The sequence below is a fragment of the Sulfurimonas sp. C5 genome (assembly GCF_029872055.1).
Lineage (GTDB): Bacteria > Campylobacterota > Campylobacteria > Campylobacterales > Sulfurimonadaceae > Sulfurimonas.
The window spans coordinates 1-17,388 of the sequence record NZ_JARXNQ010000010.1 but is presented as its reverse complement, the minus strand read 5'-3'; the positions used below and the strand labels follow the sequence as shown (position 1 = coordinate 17,388).

The window sequence follows — 17,388 nt, the reverse complement described above, 5'->3', positions numbered from 1 at the left end:
GTATCCTTTGGTCGTGTCTTTGAACATATTAATGGTAAAGACAAAACACTTTATTTCATCATTGGTGCTTTCTTTTTTATTCTTTGGTTTAAAAACTCCTCTTTCTTTACCAACAATTTTAAGCCCACTTATCGTAATGTATTCTTTTTATGTATAATGTTTTTTACTGCTACTTCAATGATGTCTACAGTATCTGAATTTTTATATTTCAATTTTTAAAGTTACATTATATGGAAAAACTCGTATCAATCTGCCTTGCTACTTATAACGGTTCACAATATCTTAAAGAACAACTAGATTCATTATGTAATCAGACATATCAAAATATTGAAATTCTCATCCAAGATGATGCTTCATCTGACACTACTGTTGATCTTATACAAACCTATCGAATGCATCACAATATACAATTGTTTGTCAATGACACAAATCTTGGATATATAAAAAATTTTGAGACTTTAATTCAAAAAGCAAAAGGAGAGTATATAGCACTGTGCGATCAAGATGATATTTGGAATGAGAATAAAATTGAACTTTTAGTCAAAAGTATAGGTACACACTCTCTAATATATTCAAACTCTTTACTCATCGATTCCAATGGAAATTCATTACAAAAAACGCTACAGGAAAAGCTCAAAAACAACTTTATAGATTCTAAAGAGCCATTAAACTTTTTATTTGACAACTCAGTATCTGCCCATGCTGCACTATTCAAAAAAGAACTATTATCTACTATCTTTCCTTTTCCAAAACATATATATTTTGATGCCTGGATCGCATTAAATGCAGCCAATACAAACGGTGTTACCTACTATGATAAAAATTTAGTTTTATATAGACAACATTCCACAAATACCCTTGGCAACATCAAAAAAGACAAATCTTCAGCTATCTCAAAAATATCAAATAAAGCGGATAAAAAAGAAAAGAACGTTCAATTAATTCTCTCTAAAATAGATGAACTTTTACAGATGAAAAATCTTTCAAATAATGATCAAATGATATTAAAAGAACTGCAACGTTTATATCTACAATTTACTACTAAGTACTTTAATTTTACTCTTTTTTTCTTTTTATTGAAAAACAAGGAGTTATTCTTTAAGATAACAAATAAATCTTCTTTATATATAGCTTTTAAACACGCTATTGGAAAAAAACTTTATAAGGTTGCTCCATTTCTATGAAAACAGTTGATATATCCTTTATAACTATTAATTACAACTCTAGTGACTTTACTATTAAACTTATTGAAAGTATCCAAAAACATACAACAATTTCATATGAAATCATTGTAGTTGACAATGCATCTGAAATAAAAGATTATCAATCTCTTCACAGTTTTGTATCTACTCAAGAAAATATTCAATTAATACAAAATCGTATTAATTCTGGTTTTGCTTCAGGAAATATGCTTGGTGTAAATTATGCATCTGGAAACTACTATTTTTTTATAAATAATGACACTCAACTTTTAAACGATGCTGCCAAACTTCTTAAAGAGCATTTAGATTTACATCAAAACATTGCACTAGCGACTGCACAAGTGAATGATGAAAATGGCAACTACTCTTCAAGTCATAAAATTTTTCCTTCTCTTATCAAAGAGTTTTTTGGAAATACCGTTGCTCGAAAAATCAATAAATTTCCAAGTAATAAGATCACACTTGAAAAACCTACAGCTGTTGAAGTCATCAGTGGTTCTTGTATGTTCTTTAGAGCGTCTGTTTTTTGTGAAATTGGTGGATTTGATACTAACTTTTTTCTCTATTGTGAAGAGGAAGACATCTCCAAAAGAATCTGGTTACATAACAATGAAGTTCATTTCCTACCTACTGCAAAAATTATTCACCACAGTGGTGGAAGTACAGATAAAAGCTTAGCTATATTGAAAGAATATTATATCTCATATAAACATCTTATATTCAAACATTTTGGTCTTATAAAAGGCAATCTTTTAATGTTTCTAGTAACATTTAAATTGTTGAGAAGAAGTTTTAAAAATAAAAATGGTGTAAAGCTTTTTATTTTTGCTTTACGAGGTTTCCCGAAAAAAGAGAGTTTACGCTATAAACAAACTATTAAAAATTAGTGTGTGTTTAAACCTTTTTCACACACATACTTTCCTAACTCTCTATTCTTATTCATTTTTACAACTTGATGTGAAGCATCTCCCCTATTGTGAGCCAAATGATCTAAATGCATCATGTTCGCAATATTTTTACATGATCTGATTTCTAAACCATATGCACGAAATCTCCAATCCCAATCCATATCATCAGATACTGCTGATTCTCCATATCCTTCATCAAAACCATTAAGAGTGATTACATCTTCTCTCCAAGCAGAAAAATTACACCCTAGTATAGCAGTTGTACGTTTTTTATGCTTTAGAAAGAACTGATAAATCCATCCTGTCGGATTAATATATACACCTTGTTCATATTTCACTGACTTATCAAAAACTAAATAAAAATATTTTTTGAAAAAGTTTTTTTCTATATCTGATGATTCCAACTCACCATTTCTAATTTTTTGACTTAACTGTGCATTTAAATCAATACGACGACCTGAAAGTACACTGCCTTTAGTTGCAGTATTAATATGCCCAGCTATAAAAGTTGAATATAAGATACAGTCACCGTCAATGAAAATCAAATATTCTCCAGACGAGGCAAGAATTGCGTTATTTTGGCTTCTAGCCTTTCTTACTCCCTCATCTTTTTGAGTTGTATGCTTGATTTCATAGGTATAATTTTTTCTAGCTTGTTCTACACACTCTTGCATTTGTGATGATTCACCGTCTTCAGCAACAATAACTTCAAAATTTTTATACGTTTGCAAAGCAAGACTTTTAAAAATAAGTTCCAAAGCTTGTACATCTTTATAGACTGCAATAATAAGACTAACTTTCATTTATAACCTTATACAATTTATTTAATTGGTTCTCAAAATCAAATTGATTTTCTACCTTTTTCATTCCATTTTCACAAAGTTTTTGCAATAAATTTTTGTCATCGTATAAAAGTTTTATTTTTGATGCCAAATCAGATGGAGAACCATCGTAAAATAGTCCATCAACATTGTTCTCTATGATCTCAAGTGGACCACCCATGTTTTTTGCAATCACAGGAGTTCCATTAGCCATTGATTCAATAACTACTAAACCAAAAGTCTCATTTTCAGTAGCCATAATACTTATGTCACACAATTGCATATATTTATCTACTTCTTTTGTAAAGCCCGTAAAGATTACTTTATTTTCTATAGACAAATTCTTGACTATATTTTTTAACCTAACTAAATAGTCTTCATCCATAGCTGCCCCAACAATAATTAGCTGGATATTTAACTCTTTTAATTTTGAAATAGCTTCTATAGCTACAATCTGCCCTTTAGCTTCTTCTATACGACCAATAATACCGACAGTGAAAGTATCAGTACTTTTATACATTTGTTCTAAACTTGAAATATCTAAAATAGATTTTCTTTTGACACCAGGATAAATTGTCGTAACTTTGGGCACAATATCTTCAGGTATAAACTTCACCAATTGTTTGTGTACTTCATTTGTCACTGCGTGCATCATCTCTATATTTTTATACAGCCATCTATGATAGAGATCATTTTTAAAACGTGTCATTCTCATATGCCTAGACTGTATCACTGTTGGTTTTCTTTTACTTAAAATCTTTGCAAGAACAACTGTTAATATATCTTTTGTCCAATGAAAATGCACGACATCAACTGTTTGTTTATCTATATATTTCGCCAATCTCCATGCACTTGCTAAAGGAAATTTACTTCGTTTTATATAAACCTTATTCGGATCATCAAAGTATTGATCTAATTTACTACCTTTTGAGATTGCCATAAAAACCTCCGTATTAGACGAAAAGTTTTTATAACAACTATATGCATACAGTTCTAAACCACCTAAATCTGGAGATAAACATACTTCAAGAATTTTTTTATTCATCTATTTAATATTCTCATTTTCTTGCATGTTATTAATAAATTTAACAACATTAAATTCTTTTGAAGCATTTTTCCATTCATCATGAACTCTGGATTTTCCTTTAAATTTTTGTAGTGTAACAACAGACTCGGTATTAGGATATTCTTTAGCTGTAAATAATACTTTATTTTTAAAAGGAAGGGCTTCAAAACGCTCTACCATAGAATCTTCAAACTTATCACCATCACTAAATTTAAAAATGACTCTGTTTTTATTAATACGCTTTAAACGTCTAAACCATTTATCACGAGCATCTGCTTCAGACCTATAATGTAAGAAATGCAGTTCATATTGTCCATCCAATAAACCTACAGGATAGTCACCATTAAAAATTCCTAATCTTTGTAGTTCATCTGCATGTTTTGAATCTTTTTGATCAATAAACTCGAGTTTTTCCAAAACATCAAATGAAAAATTTTCTAAAAAATTGATGTAATCCGGTGCAAATAACATTAAATTTACAAATGGTGTCTTATAGGAGATACCGAATTTTTTATAAATAAACGTTCCCCAACAGTTATTGGCAATAATTGTAAAATCATCTTTATTGATAAAAAGACGATAAAATTTACTTTTAACAAATTTTTCTATTTTTCGACCAAATTCTATGCGCATACAGTGACCATTATTTCCGTTATATAAGTTATTTTCGTTATAATACTTTTAGTCTATTATTCTAACAAAAAAGATATAAAACAACTATTTAATAGGTACTAATGAATTACAAATATGATATAAATAAAGATTTTAATAACTTTAAAGATTTTCTGCTAAATATAAAAGAATATTTCAATACAAAAAACAATTATATTCATAAGGCCAGAAATGAGCTTAAGATCATTCCTTTTAAAGATCTTGATACTGTTGTAAAGTCTTTTAAAGTTCCAAACATCATAAATAAAATTGCCTATACATTTTTCCGTGATTCTAAAGCAAAAAAATCTTACGAATATTCTCTTAAAATTGGTGATTTTACGCCAAAACCTATCGGCTATATAGAATTTTACGAAAATTTTCTTTTAAATGAAAGCTACTTTATAAGTGAAAAGTTTGATTATGATTTTACTATTCGAGAACCTCTTCTTGACAAAAACTTTTCAGATAGAGAGAATATTTTTCGTGCTTTTGCCCGTTTTACTTATCAACTTCATCAACATCAGATTTTGCATAAAGACTATTCTCCGGGAAATATTTTAATTAAAAAAGAGAATAACGATTATACTTTCAAAGTAGTTGACATCAATAGAATGGAATTTCATCCGTTATCTATAAAAGAGTGTCTACAAAATTTCGACAAACTATGGGCAAAAGATGATGACCTTACTATTATGATTCAAGAGTATGCAAATATTTCAGACCTCAATGTCCAAGACAGTATTGAAAAAGCTTTATACTTCTCACAAAAGCTTAAAAACTTTAAAAATATGAAGAAAAGACTTAAAGGAAAACCTGTTGTTGATTAAAAATATTTCCGTTGCTCTAATTGCCAGTAATGCTGAAAAAACTCTCTCGTTATGTTTAGATAGTCTAAAAGATTTTGAAGAAGTAATTATCTATGAAAACAACTCCATAGACAATACAAAACAAATAGCAAGTTCTTATCCCAATGTAAAACTTTTTTCAGGTGAATTTCTTGGATTTGGTCCAAGTAAAAATCTTGCTGTGTCATATGCTACTAATGATTGGGTTTTGTCACTTGATACGGATGAAGTCTTATCTCCCGAATTTATCAAAGCTCTTTCTGATATAACTCTTGATGAAAACAGTGTTTATACTATTTTACGGACTAACTACTATAAACAAAGCCAGATAAAACATTGCTGGGGAAATGATATAATTATTAGACTTTTCAACAAAAATAAAACAAAATTTACTGATAAAAAAGTACACGAAAAAATCATTTCTGACAATTTGCATGTATTATCAATTCAAGGAATGGTAAAACATTATCCATATACTACAATTTCAGATTTTATAGTTAAGCTTGACAAATATTCGACTATCTATGCTCAAGATAATGTTGGGAAAAAATCATCCTCTCCATTAAAAGCCTTTTTAAATGGAAATTTTTCATTTTTTAAAACATATATTTTAAAACGAGGCTTTTTAGATGGTTATGCAGGACTTATTATTGCTTTTTCACATATGGCAACAAACTTTTATAAGTACATCAAACTTTATGAATTAAACAAAGAGCTAAAAAGAGACTAGCTCTTTTTTCACCTCTTCAAAAATTTCTTGACGCTTTTGCTCATTGACAGGCAGCATGTAGTGTCTTTGAAGTTCTGTATCTCCTACACTTTTCCAACGTTTAGCACTTGCAAAAAGAGAATCTCCAAAGAATGTCATCGTTGCAGTTCCAACCAAACTAGCTACGTGATATGTTCCTGTCGAAGTGGATACAAAAAGTTTAAAATTGCTGATGAGTTTTGCAAAAGTTATTAATCCATCTGTTGATAGATAGAAGACAATATTTTTCACTTCAAACCTTTTTTGCATCTCCTTATACAAGTCTGTTTCATCAGGACCGAACGTGAGTACAACTTGATATCTGTTTTGTTGTAATACTTCACGAATAAGAATCTCATATTCATCCAAATTCCAGTTTGCATCTGAAGAACCGCCAAAACCGACATGAAATGCCACTACTTCTTTTTTAATGTTATTATCTTCACAAAATTTGGCATAGACTTCTTTTGCATCTGTAAATTGCAAAAGTGGTTTTGGATACTCTAGTGAGATATCTGAAAAAAGAGTACGTGTAAGTTGCAGATTATATTCAAACTCTGACATCTTTACTTCACTGCGTCTTTGTACTACTCTTTTATTATAAAAGATCTGTGCTATTTTAGTTGCTGGTGCAATTCTTGTTTTTATACCTGCTAAAAACTGGGCAAGAGCTACGCGAGTATTTGAAAAAAGTGTGATTGAAGCGTCTATATTAGCTGCTTTTATTTTTGAAGCAAGTGTAAAAACAGAACTATCATTCTCATCTACAATCACCTCATCGATAAAATCACAACTCTCCGCAAGTGCTTTATTTAAAGGAGCTACTAAAACTACAACCCTGTTTTTTCGATCATAATTTTTTAAGACGTAAATTGCGGGAAGTGCCGTTATAAAGTCACCGAGTTTATCGTTTCTTACTACTAAAATATTCATTTGCGCAAACCATATTAATTTAATGCTATATTATCTTAAAAAAGATATAATCCCACTTATGAAAGAACCTTTTAAGTGGGATAATTATTCCGATCAAGCAGCAATACTTACCGATAAAAACTTTAAAAAAAAGATGAGAAAAAAAGAGTTTTTCTCTTTGTTAAAAACTCTTTTTACAGCTCTCATTATTTTACCTATATCAATTATTGCAATGCCGTTTGTAAAAAGAAAAGAGATAGATTCAAAAAATTTTTTTACTCTTGGTGTTGATTATCAAAGAGAAAGTGAAAAAACACTTGAGCTTCTTGATGAATTAGATGTTGAAAGTATTTTAGTTCGTATCAAACTTTGGGAACTTGAGACCCTTAGTGAATTAAAAATATTTTTAGAAGCCAATAAAGGTCGTCAGATAACACTCAAAATACTTCAAGACAGAGAACATATCGAAGACTTGGAACTTTTAGAAAAAGATCTCATGTATATATTTTCAGAACTGCACGACTTAGTCGATATTTTTGAGATAGGGACAACTATCAATAGAGCAAAATGGGGCTTTTTCTCGGTTGATGAATACAACAGATTTTTTACTATAGCCTATAAACTAAAGCAAGAACAATTTCCAGATATTAAACTTATCGGAAGCGGTGTAATAGATTTTGAATACCATTACACTGTGCATACACTCTTTAATTTTACACCTTACAAATATGACGGTGTCTCTTCACTGCTATATGTCGATCGTCGCGGTGCACCAGAAAACCTGCAGTTAGGCTTTATGCTTTCTGATAAGATTGCCATTTTAGGGAGTATGATCACACTTTCTCCAAAGTCAGATCACAAGCTCTATATTACAGAAACAAACTGGCCGATAAAGGGAACTGCTCCCTATGCCCCAACAAGTGAAACCGAATGTGTAGATGAAGCGACTTATGCAAACTACATGCTACGTTACTATCTTTTGGCATTTGCTTCTCAACAGGTAGATTATGTTTCTTGGCATCAACTTATTGCTCCAGGATATGGACTAATCGACAACCGTGACGGACTTCAAAAAAGAGAAGCTTTCGAGACATATAAGTTTATGGTTAAAACACTTAAAAATGCCCAATTTTTAAGACTGGATATTAAACGATCTTACTATATCTTACAATTTTTGGTTGATGAGCAACTTTTACAAATTCATTGGTCACTTAAAGATACAATCCTTAGAAATGAAGACTATTTTAATGTATACGATAAAAATGGAAAGAGCATCAACGATGAAACACTAAAGATTGGTGCTTCACCACTGTATATATTTATTACGCAAGAAGTTGGGAAAAAGGTAAATTGTTTATGAGAATATTAGTAGTACTTCCAAATTGGCTCGGTGATGCCGTCATGGCTACTCCTGCTATTGAACTGTTAGCAAAATATTATAAAAATGTGCGTTTTACATTTATCGGAAGTTATGTCTCAATTGAAGCTTTAAAACATCACCCGCTTTGCGAACAAGCAATTGTAGATGAAACAAAAAAATCATCTTCGCGTTTAGCTGCCACTTATAAGCTTGCAAAACAGCTGGGTCGTTTTGACTTGGCAATCACTTTTAGAAACCAGATCCACTCATCGACACTTTTACGTTTTACAGACACTGTTCTCACCCTTGCAAAAAGATCATGGCATTCACAACTTCTACTCTCCCATACGCCAAAAATTAAAACAAATAAACATTTGGTACAACAATATGCTGAATTAGCAATGATAAATGTAGATCATTTTGACGAAGAGATTTCCCCGTTAAAACTATATATACAAGCAAACACATTTGAGAAACCCACTTTAGGAATAAATGCAGGTGCTACTTATGGAAGTGCTAAAAGATGGTATCCTGAACGCTTTGCAGAAGTAGCAGCATTCTATAAAGAGCAATACGATATTTTAATTTTCGGTGGACCTAATGAAATTGAAATGGCAAAAGAGATCGAAAATAGCCTTCTCTCTTTAGGAATCAGCAACTACAAAAATATTGCCGGCAAAACGACAATCGAAGAGTTATGTGCGAATATAGCTGGATGTTCATTATTTATTACTAACGACAGTGGTCCTATGCATGTAGCAGCGGCTTACCAGGTTCCAACTGTTGCTATTTTTGGTCCAACAAAATACAAAGAGACATCGCAATGGAAAAATGAGAAAAGTATTATCGTACGTCATGAGATGGATTGTAGTCCGTGTATGAAAAGAGAATGTCCGCTTGGACATCATGATTGTATGAAGAGTATAACAGCTTCAGAAGTGATTGAAGCTGTTAAGTCATTAGAACTTTAATTTAAATCCTAAATATGCTGAACGGTTATATCTGAAATCACCGTACATTACATCATAATTAGTTTCTATTTTTCTATATCCAACTGTAATATTACCATTTTGAATAACTTCAAGATCGAAACTCACTCTCGTTTCTAAATAGTTTTTTGCATCTTTAAAAGTAAGTACTTGAGGCGCATAATACACTGCAGCATTTAAATGCATTGGAATGAATTCTTGAGTTGCAATTGTATATGTTCCTTCAACACCTAACGGAATAGAAACAAAATCCAGTGAACCATACTGTGTATAATTTAATTTTGCACCGATACCAATTTTAAAATTACTATTACCTACTTCTTTCATCATCAATACATTTGCTTCTAATAATGGATCTATCTTAGCATTTGTGTATTCTGAATGTTCAGAATCAGCATTTAAAAACTTACCACCTACAAATATTGTATTTGGTTCAACAGTATCGTTAAATTGCCCCATATCAAATAAAGCACCAACTTCTAGGTCTTTATTGTTAATATTGATTTCTGCTGTATGAAGTGCAAATGCAGAAGCTGTACATGCACTTAACATTATTAGTTTTTTTAACATGTCTGTCCTTGAATTTTTTCTATTGTTTTTGTTGTACTTTTACCATCAACAAAATCAACTAGTTTCAATTCACCAGCAAATTCTGTTCCGACAACAGCTTTACCTTCATAGTCTCCACCTTTAACCAATATATCAGGTTTAACCATCTTAATCAGTTCATAAGGAGTATCATCTTCAAAAGGGACAACAAAATCAACTGCCTCAAGCGCAGCTAAAAGATATGCTCTATCTTCTGCTATATTTACAGGACGAGTAGGTCCTTTGAGACGTGAAACAGATTCATCTGAATTTAGACCGACTATTAAAATGTCTCCAAAACTTTTTGCAACTTGAAGATATTTTACATGTCCAACATGTAAGATATCAAAACACCCGTTTGTAAAAACAACTTTTTTCCCATTTGCTTTGTATCTTTCAACGAGACGTTGTACTTCCTCAAAACTTTTAATATGCGCGTCAGACGTAGATTTATGTAAACTTGCTTCGTACTCTTTAATCTCGTCTACAGTTACTGTAGCACTTCCGATCTTACCAACTACTACACCTGCTGCAAGATTTGCAAATGCTGCACACTCATCAATTGACTTACCAAGACTTAGTGCATATGCCATAGATGCAATTACAGTATCACCTGCACCAGTAACATCAAATACCTCTTTCGCTACAGTTGGAGAGATATGCAGTTTTTCATCATATGTTGCTATCCCGTCTTCACTTAACGTTATCATTGAGACATCAAGGTCACACTCTTGTTTTAGTTTTAGAAGAGCATTTGTCAAAGAGTTTTCATCAACAATATTGATCTCAGTTGCGATCTGTGCTTCTTTTTTATTCGGTGTTAAAAGATATGCACCTTTGTATTTCGAAAAGTCTTTTCCTTTTGGATCAACCAGTACTTTTTTATTCGCTTTTTTAGCTAACTTGATCACATCTTGACATAACTCTTCAGTTAATACGCCTTTTCCGTAATCAGATAAAATAATAGCATCAAAACTTTCTATATTATCTTCTAAAGAGTTTATAATAGCCTTTTGTGAAGAAGCTATAATATCATCTTTAGACTCTTTATCATAACGAAGAATTTGCTGACTTACTGCAATTATACGAGACTTTTTTGATGTATGTCGTCCATGTTGAATTACTAAATTAGACGTATCAACATCAATCTCTTGAAGCATCTGTGTAAGCTCAATTCCATTCTCATCATCACCGATTACACTAGCAACACTTACTTCAGAACCTAAAGATTTTAGATTGTTAATAACATTTCCAGCACCACCAAGAACTGCTGTTTCTTTTGCAATATCTACAACCTGAACAGGTGCTTCAGGAGAAATTCTTTCACATGAACCCCACAGATAGTGGTCGATCATTAAATCACCAACAACAAGTATCTTCATCTATTTTTTCACTTCTGTTTCATAAATTCTTTTGATCTCTGCAATATAAGCTTTAATACCATCTTCCATCTCATAAGCAGGTACATATCCTAAAAATTCTTTCGTATCTTCTATATCTGCCTGCGTAAAAAACTGGTATGATCCCACATAAGGATTAGGCATATATTCGCAAGGTAAACTTGTACCTAATTCACGTTGCAGTATATCTACGATATCTTGGAAACTTCTCGCTTTTCCTGTCCCAACATTGTACACACCGCTTTTTTTCGGAGCCATCGCTTTGATATTTGCCTGAATAATATCTTCGATATAAATAAAATCTCTTAAAATTTTATCGCTGCCTTCAAACAAGCGAGGATTTTTTCCTGCTAAAAGCTGATGACCGAATTGTAAAACCATTGAAGCCGTAGTATTTTTAAAATACTCTCTTGCACCGTACACATTGAAATATCTCAGACCTACAATTGAGATGCTGCTAGTTTTCATATAGTCATAAGCGATATTGTCCATCATTACTTTTGAAAAACCATATACGTTATTTGGTGCTTCATGTCCGACTTTAAATGTATCACTGCCACCATATGTTGCCGCTGAAGATGCATAGACCATATTAGCGTCGTGTGCAACAGCAAGATCAAGAAGATCTTTAAATGCATTAACATTCGTTTTTACCATTAAATCTTGTTCTAATGCAGTCGTATCAGAAATTGCCGCTTCATGAAAAATATAGTCAAAATTATAATTAACTTCAAGGTTATGTAATAAATCTTTATCGTTAATATCTCCACTGATTACTTCACCAGTAAAACCAATTAAATTTTTAAAATGTCCAAAAGACTTTAAGTTTCCATTGCTAAGTGTTTCACCACTTCTAAAACTATCTAATACTACTACTTTTGCCTCAGGATGGTTGTTTTGAAAGTAAAATGCCAAGTTACTTCCAATAAAACCTGCCCCTCCCGTAATTAATATAGACTTGTCTTTTAAATCATTTTCAATGTATCTCATTTTCACATCCATAAGTATCTTTTCTGAAATATAATAATACCTTTATCTTTATTAACAAGTATTTAAGACTCTAAGTATTATAATATACGCGAAACATTAAATTAAGGAAATAAAATGAAAAAATTCGTAATCGCTTCAGTAGCGGCTGCTGCATTATCAACTGTTGCTATGGCTGGTGTTAACGGAAAAGCTTGTGTAGCTTGTCACGGTGCTAACTTTGAAAAACACGCTATGGGTAAATCTAAAGTTGTTGCTGAGATGACTCATGCAGAAATCGCTACTGCTCTTAAAGGTTACAAAGCTGGTACTTTCGGTGGACCAATGAAAGGTGTTATGAAAGGTCAAGTAGCTAAATATTCTGATGCTGATTTAGAAGCTTTCGCACAAACAATCGGTAAATAATTTTACTTTTTTTCGAGCTACCAAAAAGGTAGCTCATTTTATTCTGGTTTATAAACTTTCTTTTTTAATTCTTCTTTTTTTCTTTCTTGATTAATGGCATCGTTTAAATCTTCTTCATTATCAAATTTAACAGCATTAAGAAATTTTTCTTCATCATCAAATTGACCGTTTTTTAGTCCCCATAAAAATGCAAGTAATGCAAGCCCACCAAGTATAAGTGAAGCACCAAGCATCATAGCTACAACCCAATTATCCATATTCTATCCTCAATTATTCCATTTAACTTTAATACGCATAGAGTTTCCTACTACAAGTAAAGAACTGAAGCTCATAGATATAGCCGCAACTAACGGTATAATCAATCCTGCCATTGCTAATGGTATAGTTATACCATTATATATTAAAGAGATGGCAAAGTTTTGTTTGATAAGAGCAAAAGTAGTTTTTGCAATTTTAAATGCATCTAGTAATGACTTAAGAGAGTTATTCATTAATACGACATCTCCTACGTCGATAGCAATATCACTTCCACTTCCCATTACTATCCCTATATCGGCTTTTGCGAGTGCTAATACATCATTAATTCCATCACCTACCATAACAACTACTTTGCCCTCGTGATGCAGCTGTTCTATATAAGCCAGTTTATCCTGCGGTGTTAACTCATATTTAATTTGTGTAATCCCAACTTGTTTGCTTACATGTAAAGCAGACTTTTTATGATCACCTGTAAGCATAATTGTTTCTATCCCTTTTGCAAACAAGTCTTCAATTAACTCTTTGGCACCTTCTTTTACTGTATCTTCAAGCTCATAGATTGCAACTATTTTTTTATCAATCGCAAAATAAAAAAGTGTCTTATCACTTGTAAAGTCACTGTTAATTTCATTATCCTGCATCAACTGATAATTACCACCTAAGATCAATAAACCATTATAACGTGCAACTATCCCTTTAGCAGGTACTTGCATATACTCATCAAATAGTACCTCTTCATCTGTATATATAAAACGCTTTACACCTTGTGCTACTGGGTGTTTTGAAGATTTTACCAGTGAATATAAAATAGTTTTATCAAACTCTTCAATCATATTTTCTTGTACAACTTCCGGTTTTCCATGTGTTATAGTTCCCGTTTTATCCACAACTAATACATCTGCTTTTGCCATCGTCTCTAGCTGTGCAGCTTCTTTGAAGAGTATCCCTTTCTTTGTCCCTAAACTAAGCCCTACCAAAGTTGCTACAGGAGTAGCCAGACCTAAAGCACATGGACATGCAATAATAATTACAGAGATACCAACCATTAAAGATTCTTCAAAAGAGTGTGGCCATAGCCACCATGCTAAAAATGTCATAAAAGATAATATTAAAATTGTTGTAGAAAAGTGTTCTGAAAGTTTATTTGCCAATTGTTCAATTTTTGGTTTTTTATTTATAGCACTCTCTAAAAGTGTCACTAAATTTGATAAAGTAGAATGTTCAAAATCTTTTGTGGCCTTATATTGAATATCCGCATCGATACTCACTGTTCCACTAATAACCTTATCCCCAAGTTTTTTATATATTGGTTCACTCTCTCCTGTTAAGTTTGATTCATCAAATGAACCTTCCCCTTTGAGGATCTCTCCATCTATTAAAACTCTCTCACCTGAACTAACAACTACAGTATCACCAATATTGACATCATCAAGCTTTACAGATGAGATCTTTCCATTTTGGAGTGTTTTAATTTCGCTAGGAAGATGTTTTCCTATCACATCTAAGGTGTCAGCAGCACTTTTTTTGCTTAAAACTTCTAAGAATTTCCCGATCAGAACAAAAGTGATAATCATACTAACAGAGTCAAAGTAAGCTTCTCCCCGCTCCATTATAGTTATATAGACAGAGTAAATATAAGTTGTAGATGCTCCGGTAGCTACTAAAAGGTCCATATTGACCACTTTGTTACGTAATCCGTAATAAGCACCTCTAAAAAAGACCCATCCACTATAAAAAAGTACAGGTGTAGCAAGTACCCCCTCTGCAATATTAAGAATTGTTTTCATCTCTTGGGTGATACCGGTAAAATATCCTGCATACTGAGCAACTGCAATCCACATAACATTCATTGCTGCAAAAATTGCAACTGCCATGCGAAGATAATAGTCTTTTCTTACTTTATTTGCATGTGCTTCTTGAAGAGATGCATCATAAGGAAAAGCGTTATAACCGATTGCTCGGATCATATCGATAATTTGAGAAAGTTTTACAACTTCATCTGCCCAAACTATATGCGCTTTGTTGTTAGTAAAATTAATATTTGCTTCAACCACTCCATCCATTTTATGAAGTGCTTTTTCATTTAACCATACACAAGCAGAACAATGGATTCCCTCAATTATCAATGATACTTCAGAAAATCCATCGCTATTTGTTTTAACAAACTTTTCATAAAAGGCAGGGGCATCAAAATTTGAAGAATCTTCATATTGCTCAGTAGGAGGTGCAAGTTTCACATTCTTTGCTTTATCGTAAAAACTATCAAGCCCCTGATCACTTAAAAGATGGTATACTCCTTGGCATCCGTTACAACAAAAATAATGTCCGTTATCTTCAATCATTACATTTTTGCTGAACTCTAAATGGCAATGATCACATACAACTTTATCTGACAATTTCAAACTTCCCTAACGCTCTATTTTTTTTCATCTTATTCCATGGTGCGATTTTTCCGTTCATACAGATATATACACCTGCTATTTCTTGATGTTCTGCAAAACCTATTGCCATTCCTAAATTAAAACTCGCTTCTGCTTTTTCAATACTAAACGGCTTCATAGCACCAGTAAGTACTATCACTCTATCATCAAATATTTGATCCAAGAATTCTGCTGTTACATCCATTGTGTCAGTACCATGAACGATTACAAATTCCGCTTCTTCACTTTGAGATATTATTTGTGCTATTCTTTTACGATCTTCAATATCCATATCCAAAGAGTCTTTATAAACAACACCAGCCATTAAAAAACTAACTTTTGAAGCTGCTAAAATCTCATCAATTGCCAAATTATCATATGGTACTTCTAACTGACCTGTTATATCGTTATAACGTTTATTAAATGTACCGCCACTATTAAGGATTAGCATCTATAATCTCCTGTAAAGTTGATACAATTTTTGTAGCTTTAGAATGTTGTACTTCTTGAGACTCATCAAACAAATATGTTGTAGTTAAACCGGCATTCATACCTGCTTCAATATCTCTTTCTTTATCCCCAATAATGATAGAGTTTTTCAAGTCTATCTCATACTCTGCAGCAGCTTGTAATATCATTCCTGGTTCAGGTTTACGACATTCACATGCACCTGATATTTTTGGATGATGGGGACAAAAGTATATCTCTGCAACTTCTATACCGTGATTCTTAAACTCTTGAATCATCCATTTCGATAGTATTTCAAAATCTTTTTCATTATAGTAACCTCTGGCAATGCCTGATTGGTTTGTCACTACAATGATCTGATAGTTTTTATGTTGAAAATGTTTACAAAGATCAAAAATACCTTCAATAAACTCTACATCTTCAATTTTGTGAAGATAATTCTTTTCAACATTGATTACACCGTCGCGGTCTAAAAATAGAGCTTTATGCATCTCTATTAGTCATAATCCCGTCACCAAAGATCTCTTGTTCTATAATATCACATAAAATATGACCTATTAAGATATGAGACTCTTGAATACGCGGTGTAGAATCAGATGGAACAACAATAGCAAGATCTGCCATTTTTGCCATATGACCACCATCTTTACCAACAAGTGCTACTGTAAAGATCTTCTTTTTCATAGCAGACTCAAAAGCATTAATTAAATTTTGAGAATTACCAGATGTAGATATACCAATGAAAATATCACCTTCTTGCCCCATACCCTCTAATTGACGAGAAAAGATATACTCATAACCATAATCATTCCCGATAGCAGTTAAATTTGATGTATCAGTTGTAAGTGCAAGTGAAGGTATAGAAGCTCTGTCAAAACCATATCTACCCACTAATTCTGCAGCAATATGTTGTGCATCCGCTGCACTTCCACCATTACCTGCTAAAATAGTTTTTTTATTAGTTTGATATATCTCAACACATTTTTTTGCCAATGTTTCAATAGCGTCAAGCAACTCTTCATTTTCATAGATTGCTTGTTTTGTTTCGTAAGATTTTTTTATCTGATCTTTTATATATTCTTTCATAATTTCATCCATAAATATAAGTATATAATAATAACATATTTACTCTAATGAAATAGCTATATAGGAGAAAAGTAAACTAATAAATAAAAAATCCAGAAATTAAATAAAGTAAAAAGAAAATTTGATTAAGTAAAGTAAGAAAAGGTAATCTGATCGAACTAGGCAGCGACCTACGTTTCCACTCTTGCAAAGAGCAGTATTATCAGCGATGAGAGGCTTAGCTTCTGGGTTCGGAATGGGGCCAGGCGTTTCCCTCTCTCTATAGCCACCT

19 protein-coding genes, 1 rRNA gene and 1 pseudogene are annotated in these 17,388 nt (G+C 32.1%); 8 read left to right on the top strand and 13 right to left on the bottom strand.

Annotated elements, in window-relative coordinates; translation table 11 throughout:
• From P6N22_RS10360 to P6N22_RS10350, 3 genes and pseudogenes are all read left to right on the top strand, one after another.
• Positions 1–219 (top strand): annotated as a pseudogene (locus P6N22_RS10360) (MBOAT family protein); the annotation flags it as partial.
• Positions 220–230: 11 nt separating this feature from the next.
• The gene (locus P6N22_RS10355; RefSeq protein WP_280332708.1) at positions 231–1,184 is read left to right on the top strand and encodes a glycosyltransferase family 2 protein; all 954 of its coding nucleotides are present in this window, start codon (positions 231–233) and stop codon (positions 1,182–1,184) included.
• The gene (locus P6N22_RS10350) at positions 1,181–2,089 is read left to right on the top strand and encodes a glycosyltransferase family 2 protein (protein WP_280332707.1); all 909 of its coding nucleotides are present in this window, start codon (positions 1,181–1,183) and stop codon (positions 2,087–2,089) included. Before P6N22_RS10355 ends, P6N22_RS10350 begins: the two co-directional genes overlap by 4 nt.
• Here the strand turns inward: P6N22_RS10350 and P6N22_RS10345 are convergent.
• From P6N22_RS10345 to P6N22_RS10335, 3 genes are read right to left on the bottom strand one after another with little or no spacing between them, the layout of a single operon-like run.
• Positions 2,086–2,913 (bottom strand): glycosyltransferase, encoded by an 828-nt coding sequence (locus P6N22_RS10345; protein WP_280332705.1) that lies wholly within the window; start codon positions 2,911–2,913, stop codon positions 2,086–2,088. The genes P6N22_RS10350 and P6N22_RS10345 overlap by 4 nt on opposite strands.
• Positions 2,903–3,976 carry a glycosyltransferase family 4 protein gene (locus tag P6N22_RS10340; protein WP_280332703.1) on the bottom strand — a complete coding sequence of 358 codons (1,074 nt, stop codon included), beginning with the start codon at positions 3,974–3,976 and terminating at the stop codon, positions 2,903–2,905. Before P6N22_RS10340 ends, P6N22_RS10345 begins: the two co-directional genes overlap by 11 nt.
• Positions 3,977–4,630, bottom strand: coding sequence for a DUF1919 domain-containing protein (locus tag P6N22_RS10335; RefSeq protein ID WP_280332701.1), 654 nt, complete (start codon positions 4,628–4,630; stop codon positions 3,977–3,979). It lies immediately after the preceding gene.
• A gap of 101 nt (positions 4,631–4,731) precedes the next feature.
• On the opposite strand from P6N22_RS10335, the gene P6N22_RS10330 reads away from it, so the two are divergent.
• Entirely contained in the window at positions 4,732–5,478 is a 747-nt protein-coding gene (locus P6N22_RS10330; protein WP_280332699.1) for a lipopolysaccharide kinase InaA family protein, read from the top strand.
• Positions 5,468–6,226: a glycosyltransferase family 2 protein gene (locus P6N22_RS10325; protein WP_280332697.1), complete on the top strand. Its 759-nt coding sequence runs from the start codon at positions 5,468–5,470 to the stop codon at positions 6,224–6,226. Before P6N22_RS10330 ends, P6N22_RS10325 begins: the two co-directional genes overlap by 11 nt.
• Here the strand turns inward: P6N22_RS10325 and P6N22_RS10320 are convergent.
• Positions 6,212–7,177: a glycosyltransferase family 9 protein gene (locus P6N22_RS10320; RefSeq protein WP_280332695.1), complete on the bottom strand. Its 966-nt coding sequence runs from the start codon at positions 7,175–7,177 to the stop codon at positions 6,212–6,214. The genes P6N22_RS10325 and P6N22_RS10320 overlap by 15 nt on opposite strands.
• 58 nt (positions 7,178–7,235) lie before the next feature.
• Between P6N22_RS10320 and P6N22_RS10315 the strand changes: the two genes are divergently transcribed.
• Positions 7,236–8,516, top strand: coding sequence for a glycosyl hydrolase (locus tag P6N22_RS10315; RefSeq protein WP_280332693.1), 1,281 nt, complete (start codon positions 7,236–7,238; stop codon positions 8,514–8,516).
• A complete protein-coding gene (gene waaF, locus P6N22_RS10310) occupies positions 8,513–9,487 on the top strand; it encodes a lipopolysaccharide heptosyltransferase II (protein WP_280332691.1) in 975 nt (324 codons plus the stop codon). The genes P6N22_RS10315 and waaF overlap by 4 nt, the downstream gene beginning before the upstream one ends.
• Here waaF and P6N22_RS10305 read toward each other — a convergent pair.
• From P6N22_RS10305 to rfaD, 3 genes are read right to left on the bottom strand one after another with little or no spacing between them, the layout of a single operon-like run.
• Complete coding sequence (locus P6N22_RS10305; protein ID WP_280332690.1) at positions 9,476–10,075, bottom strand: YfaZ family outer membrane protein; 600 nt, start codon at positions 10,073–10,075, stop codon at positions 9,476–9,478. The genes waaF and P6N22_RS10305 overlap by 12 nt on opposite strands.
• Positions 10,069–11,475, bottom strand: a complete 1,407-nt coding sequence (gene rfaE1 / locus P6N22_RS10300; RefSeq protein WP_280332688.1) for a D-glycero-beta-D-manno-heptose-7-phosphate kinase — start codon at positions 11,473–11,475, stop codon at positions 10,069–10,071. Before rfaE1 ends, P6N22_RS10305 begins: the two co-directional genes overlap by 7 nt.
• Complete coding sequence (gene rfaD / locus P6N22_RS10295; RefSeq protein ID WP_280332686.1) at positions 11,476–12,483, bottom strand: ADP-glyceromanno-heptose 6-epimerase; 1,008 nt, start codon at positions 12,481–12,483, stop codon at positions 11,476–11,478.
• Between the two features lie 114 nt (positions 12,484–12,597).
• Here rfaD and P6N22_RS10290 point away from each other — a divergent pair, with 114 nt between their 5' ends.
• Positions 12,598–12,885 (top strand): cytochrome C, encoded by a 288-nt coding sequence (locus tag P6N22_RS10290; RefSeq protein WP_280332684.1) that lies wholly within the window; start codon positions 12,598–12,600, stop codon positions 12,883–12,885.
• 38 nt (positions 12,886–12,923) lie between these two features.
• Here P6N22_RS10290 and ccoS read toward each other — a convergent pair whose 3' ends face one another.
• The 6 genes from ccoS to rrf all read right to left on the bottom strand — a co-directional run.
• Positions 12,924–13,142 carry a cbb3-type cytochrome oxidase assembly protein CcoS gene (gene ccoS / locus P6N22_RS10285; RefSeq protein ID WP_280332682.1) on the bottom strand — a complete coding sequence of 73 codons (219 nt, stop codon included), beginning with the start codon at positions 13,140–13,142 and terminating at the stop codon, positions 12,924–12,926.
• A gap of 9 nt (positions 13,143–13,151) precedes the next feature.
• Positions 13,152–15,539: a heavy metal translocating P-type ATPase gene (locus P6N22_RS10280; protein WP_280332680.1), complete on the bottom strand. Its 2,388-nt coding sequence runs from the start codon at positions 15,537–15,539 to the stop codon at positions 13,152–13,154.
• Positions 15,529–16,014, bottom strand: coding sequence for an asparaginase domain-containing protein (locus P6N22_RS10275; protein WP_280332678.1), 486 nt, complete (start codon positions 16,012–16,014; stop codon positions 15,529–15,531). The genes P6N22_RS10280 and P6N22_RS10275 overlap by 11 nt, the downstream gene beginning before the upstream one ends.
• Positions 16,001–16,522: a D-glycero-beta-D-manno-heptose 1,7-bisphosphate 7-phosphatase gene (gene gmhB / locus P6N22_RS10270; RefSeq protein WP_280332675.1), complete on the bottom strand. Its 522-nt coding sequence runs from the start codon at positions 16,520–16,522 to the stop codon at positions 16,001–16,003. Before gmhB ends, P6N22_RS10275 begins: the two co-directional genes overlap by 14 nt.
• Positions 16,515–17,117 carry a D-sedoheptulose 7-phosphate isomerase gene (locus P6N22_RS10265; RefSeq protein WP_280332673.1) on the bottom strand — a complete coding sequence of 201 codons (603 nt, stop codon included), beginning with the start codon at positions 17,115–17,117 and terminating at the stop codon, positions 16,515–16,517. The genes gmhB and P6N22_RS10265 overlap by 8 nt, the downstream gene beginning before the upstream one ends.
• Before the next feature lie 157 nt (positions 17,118–17,274).
• Positions 17,275–17,388 (bottom strand): 5S ribosomal RNA (gene rrf, locus P6N22_RS10260); the annotation flags it as partial.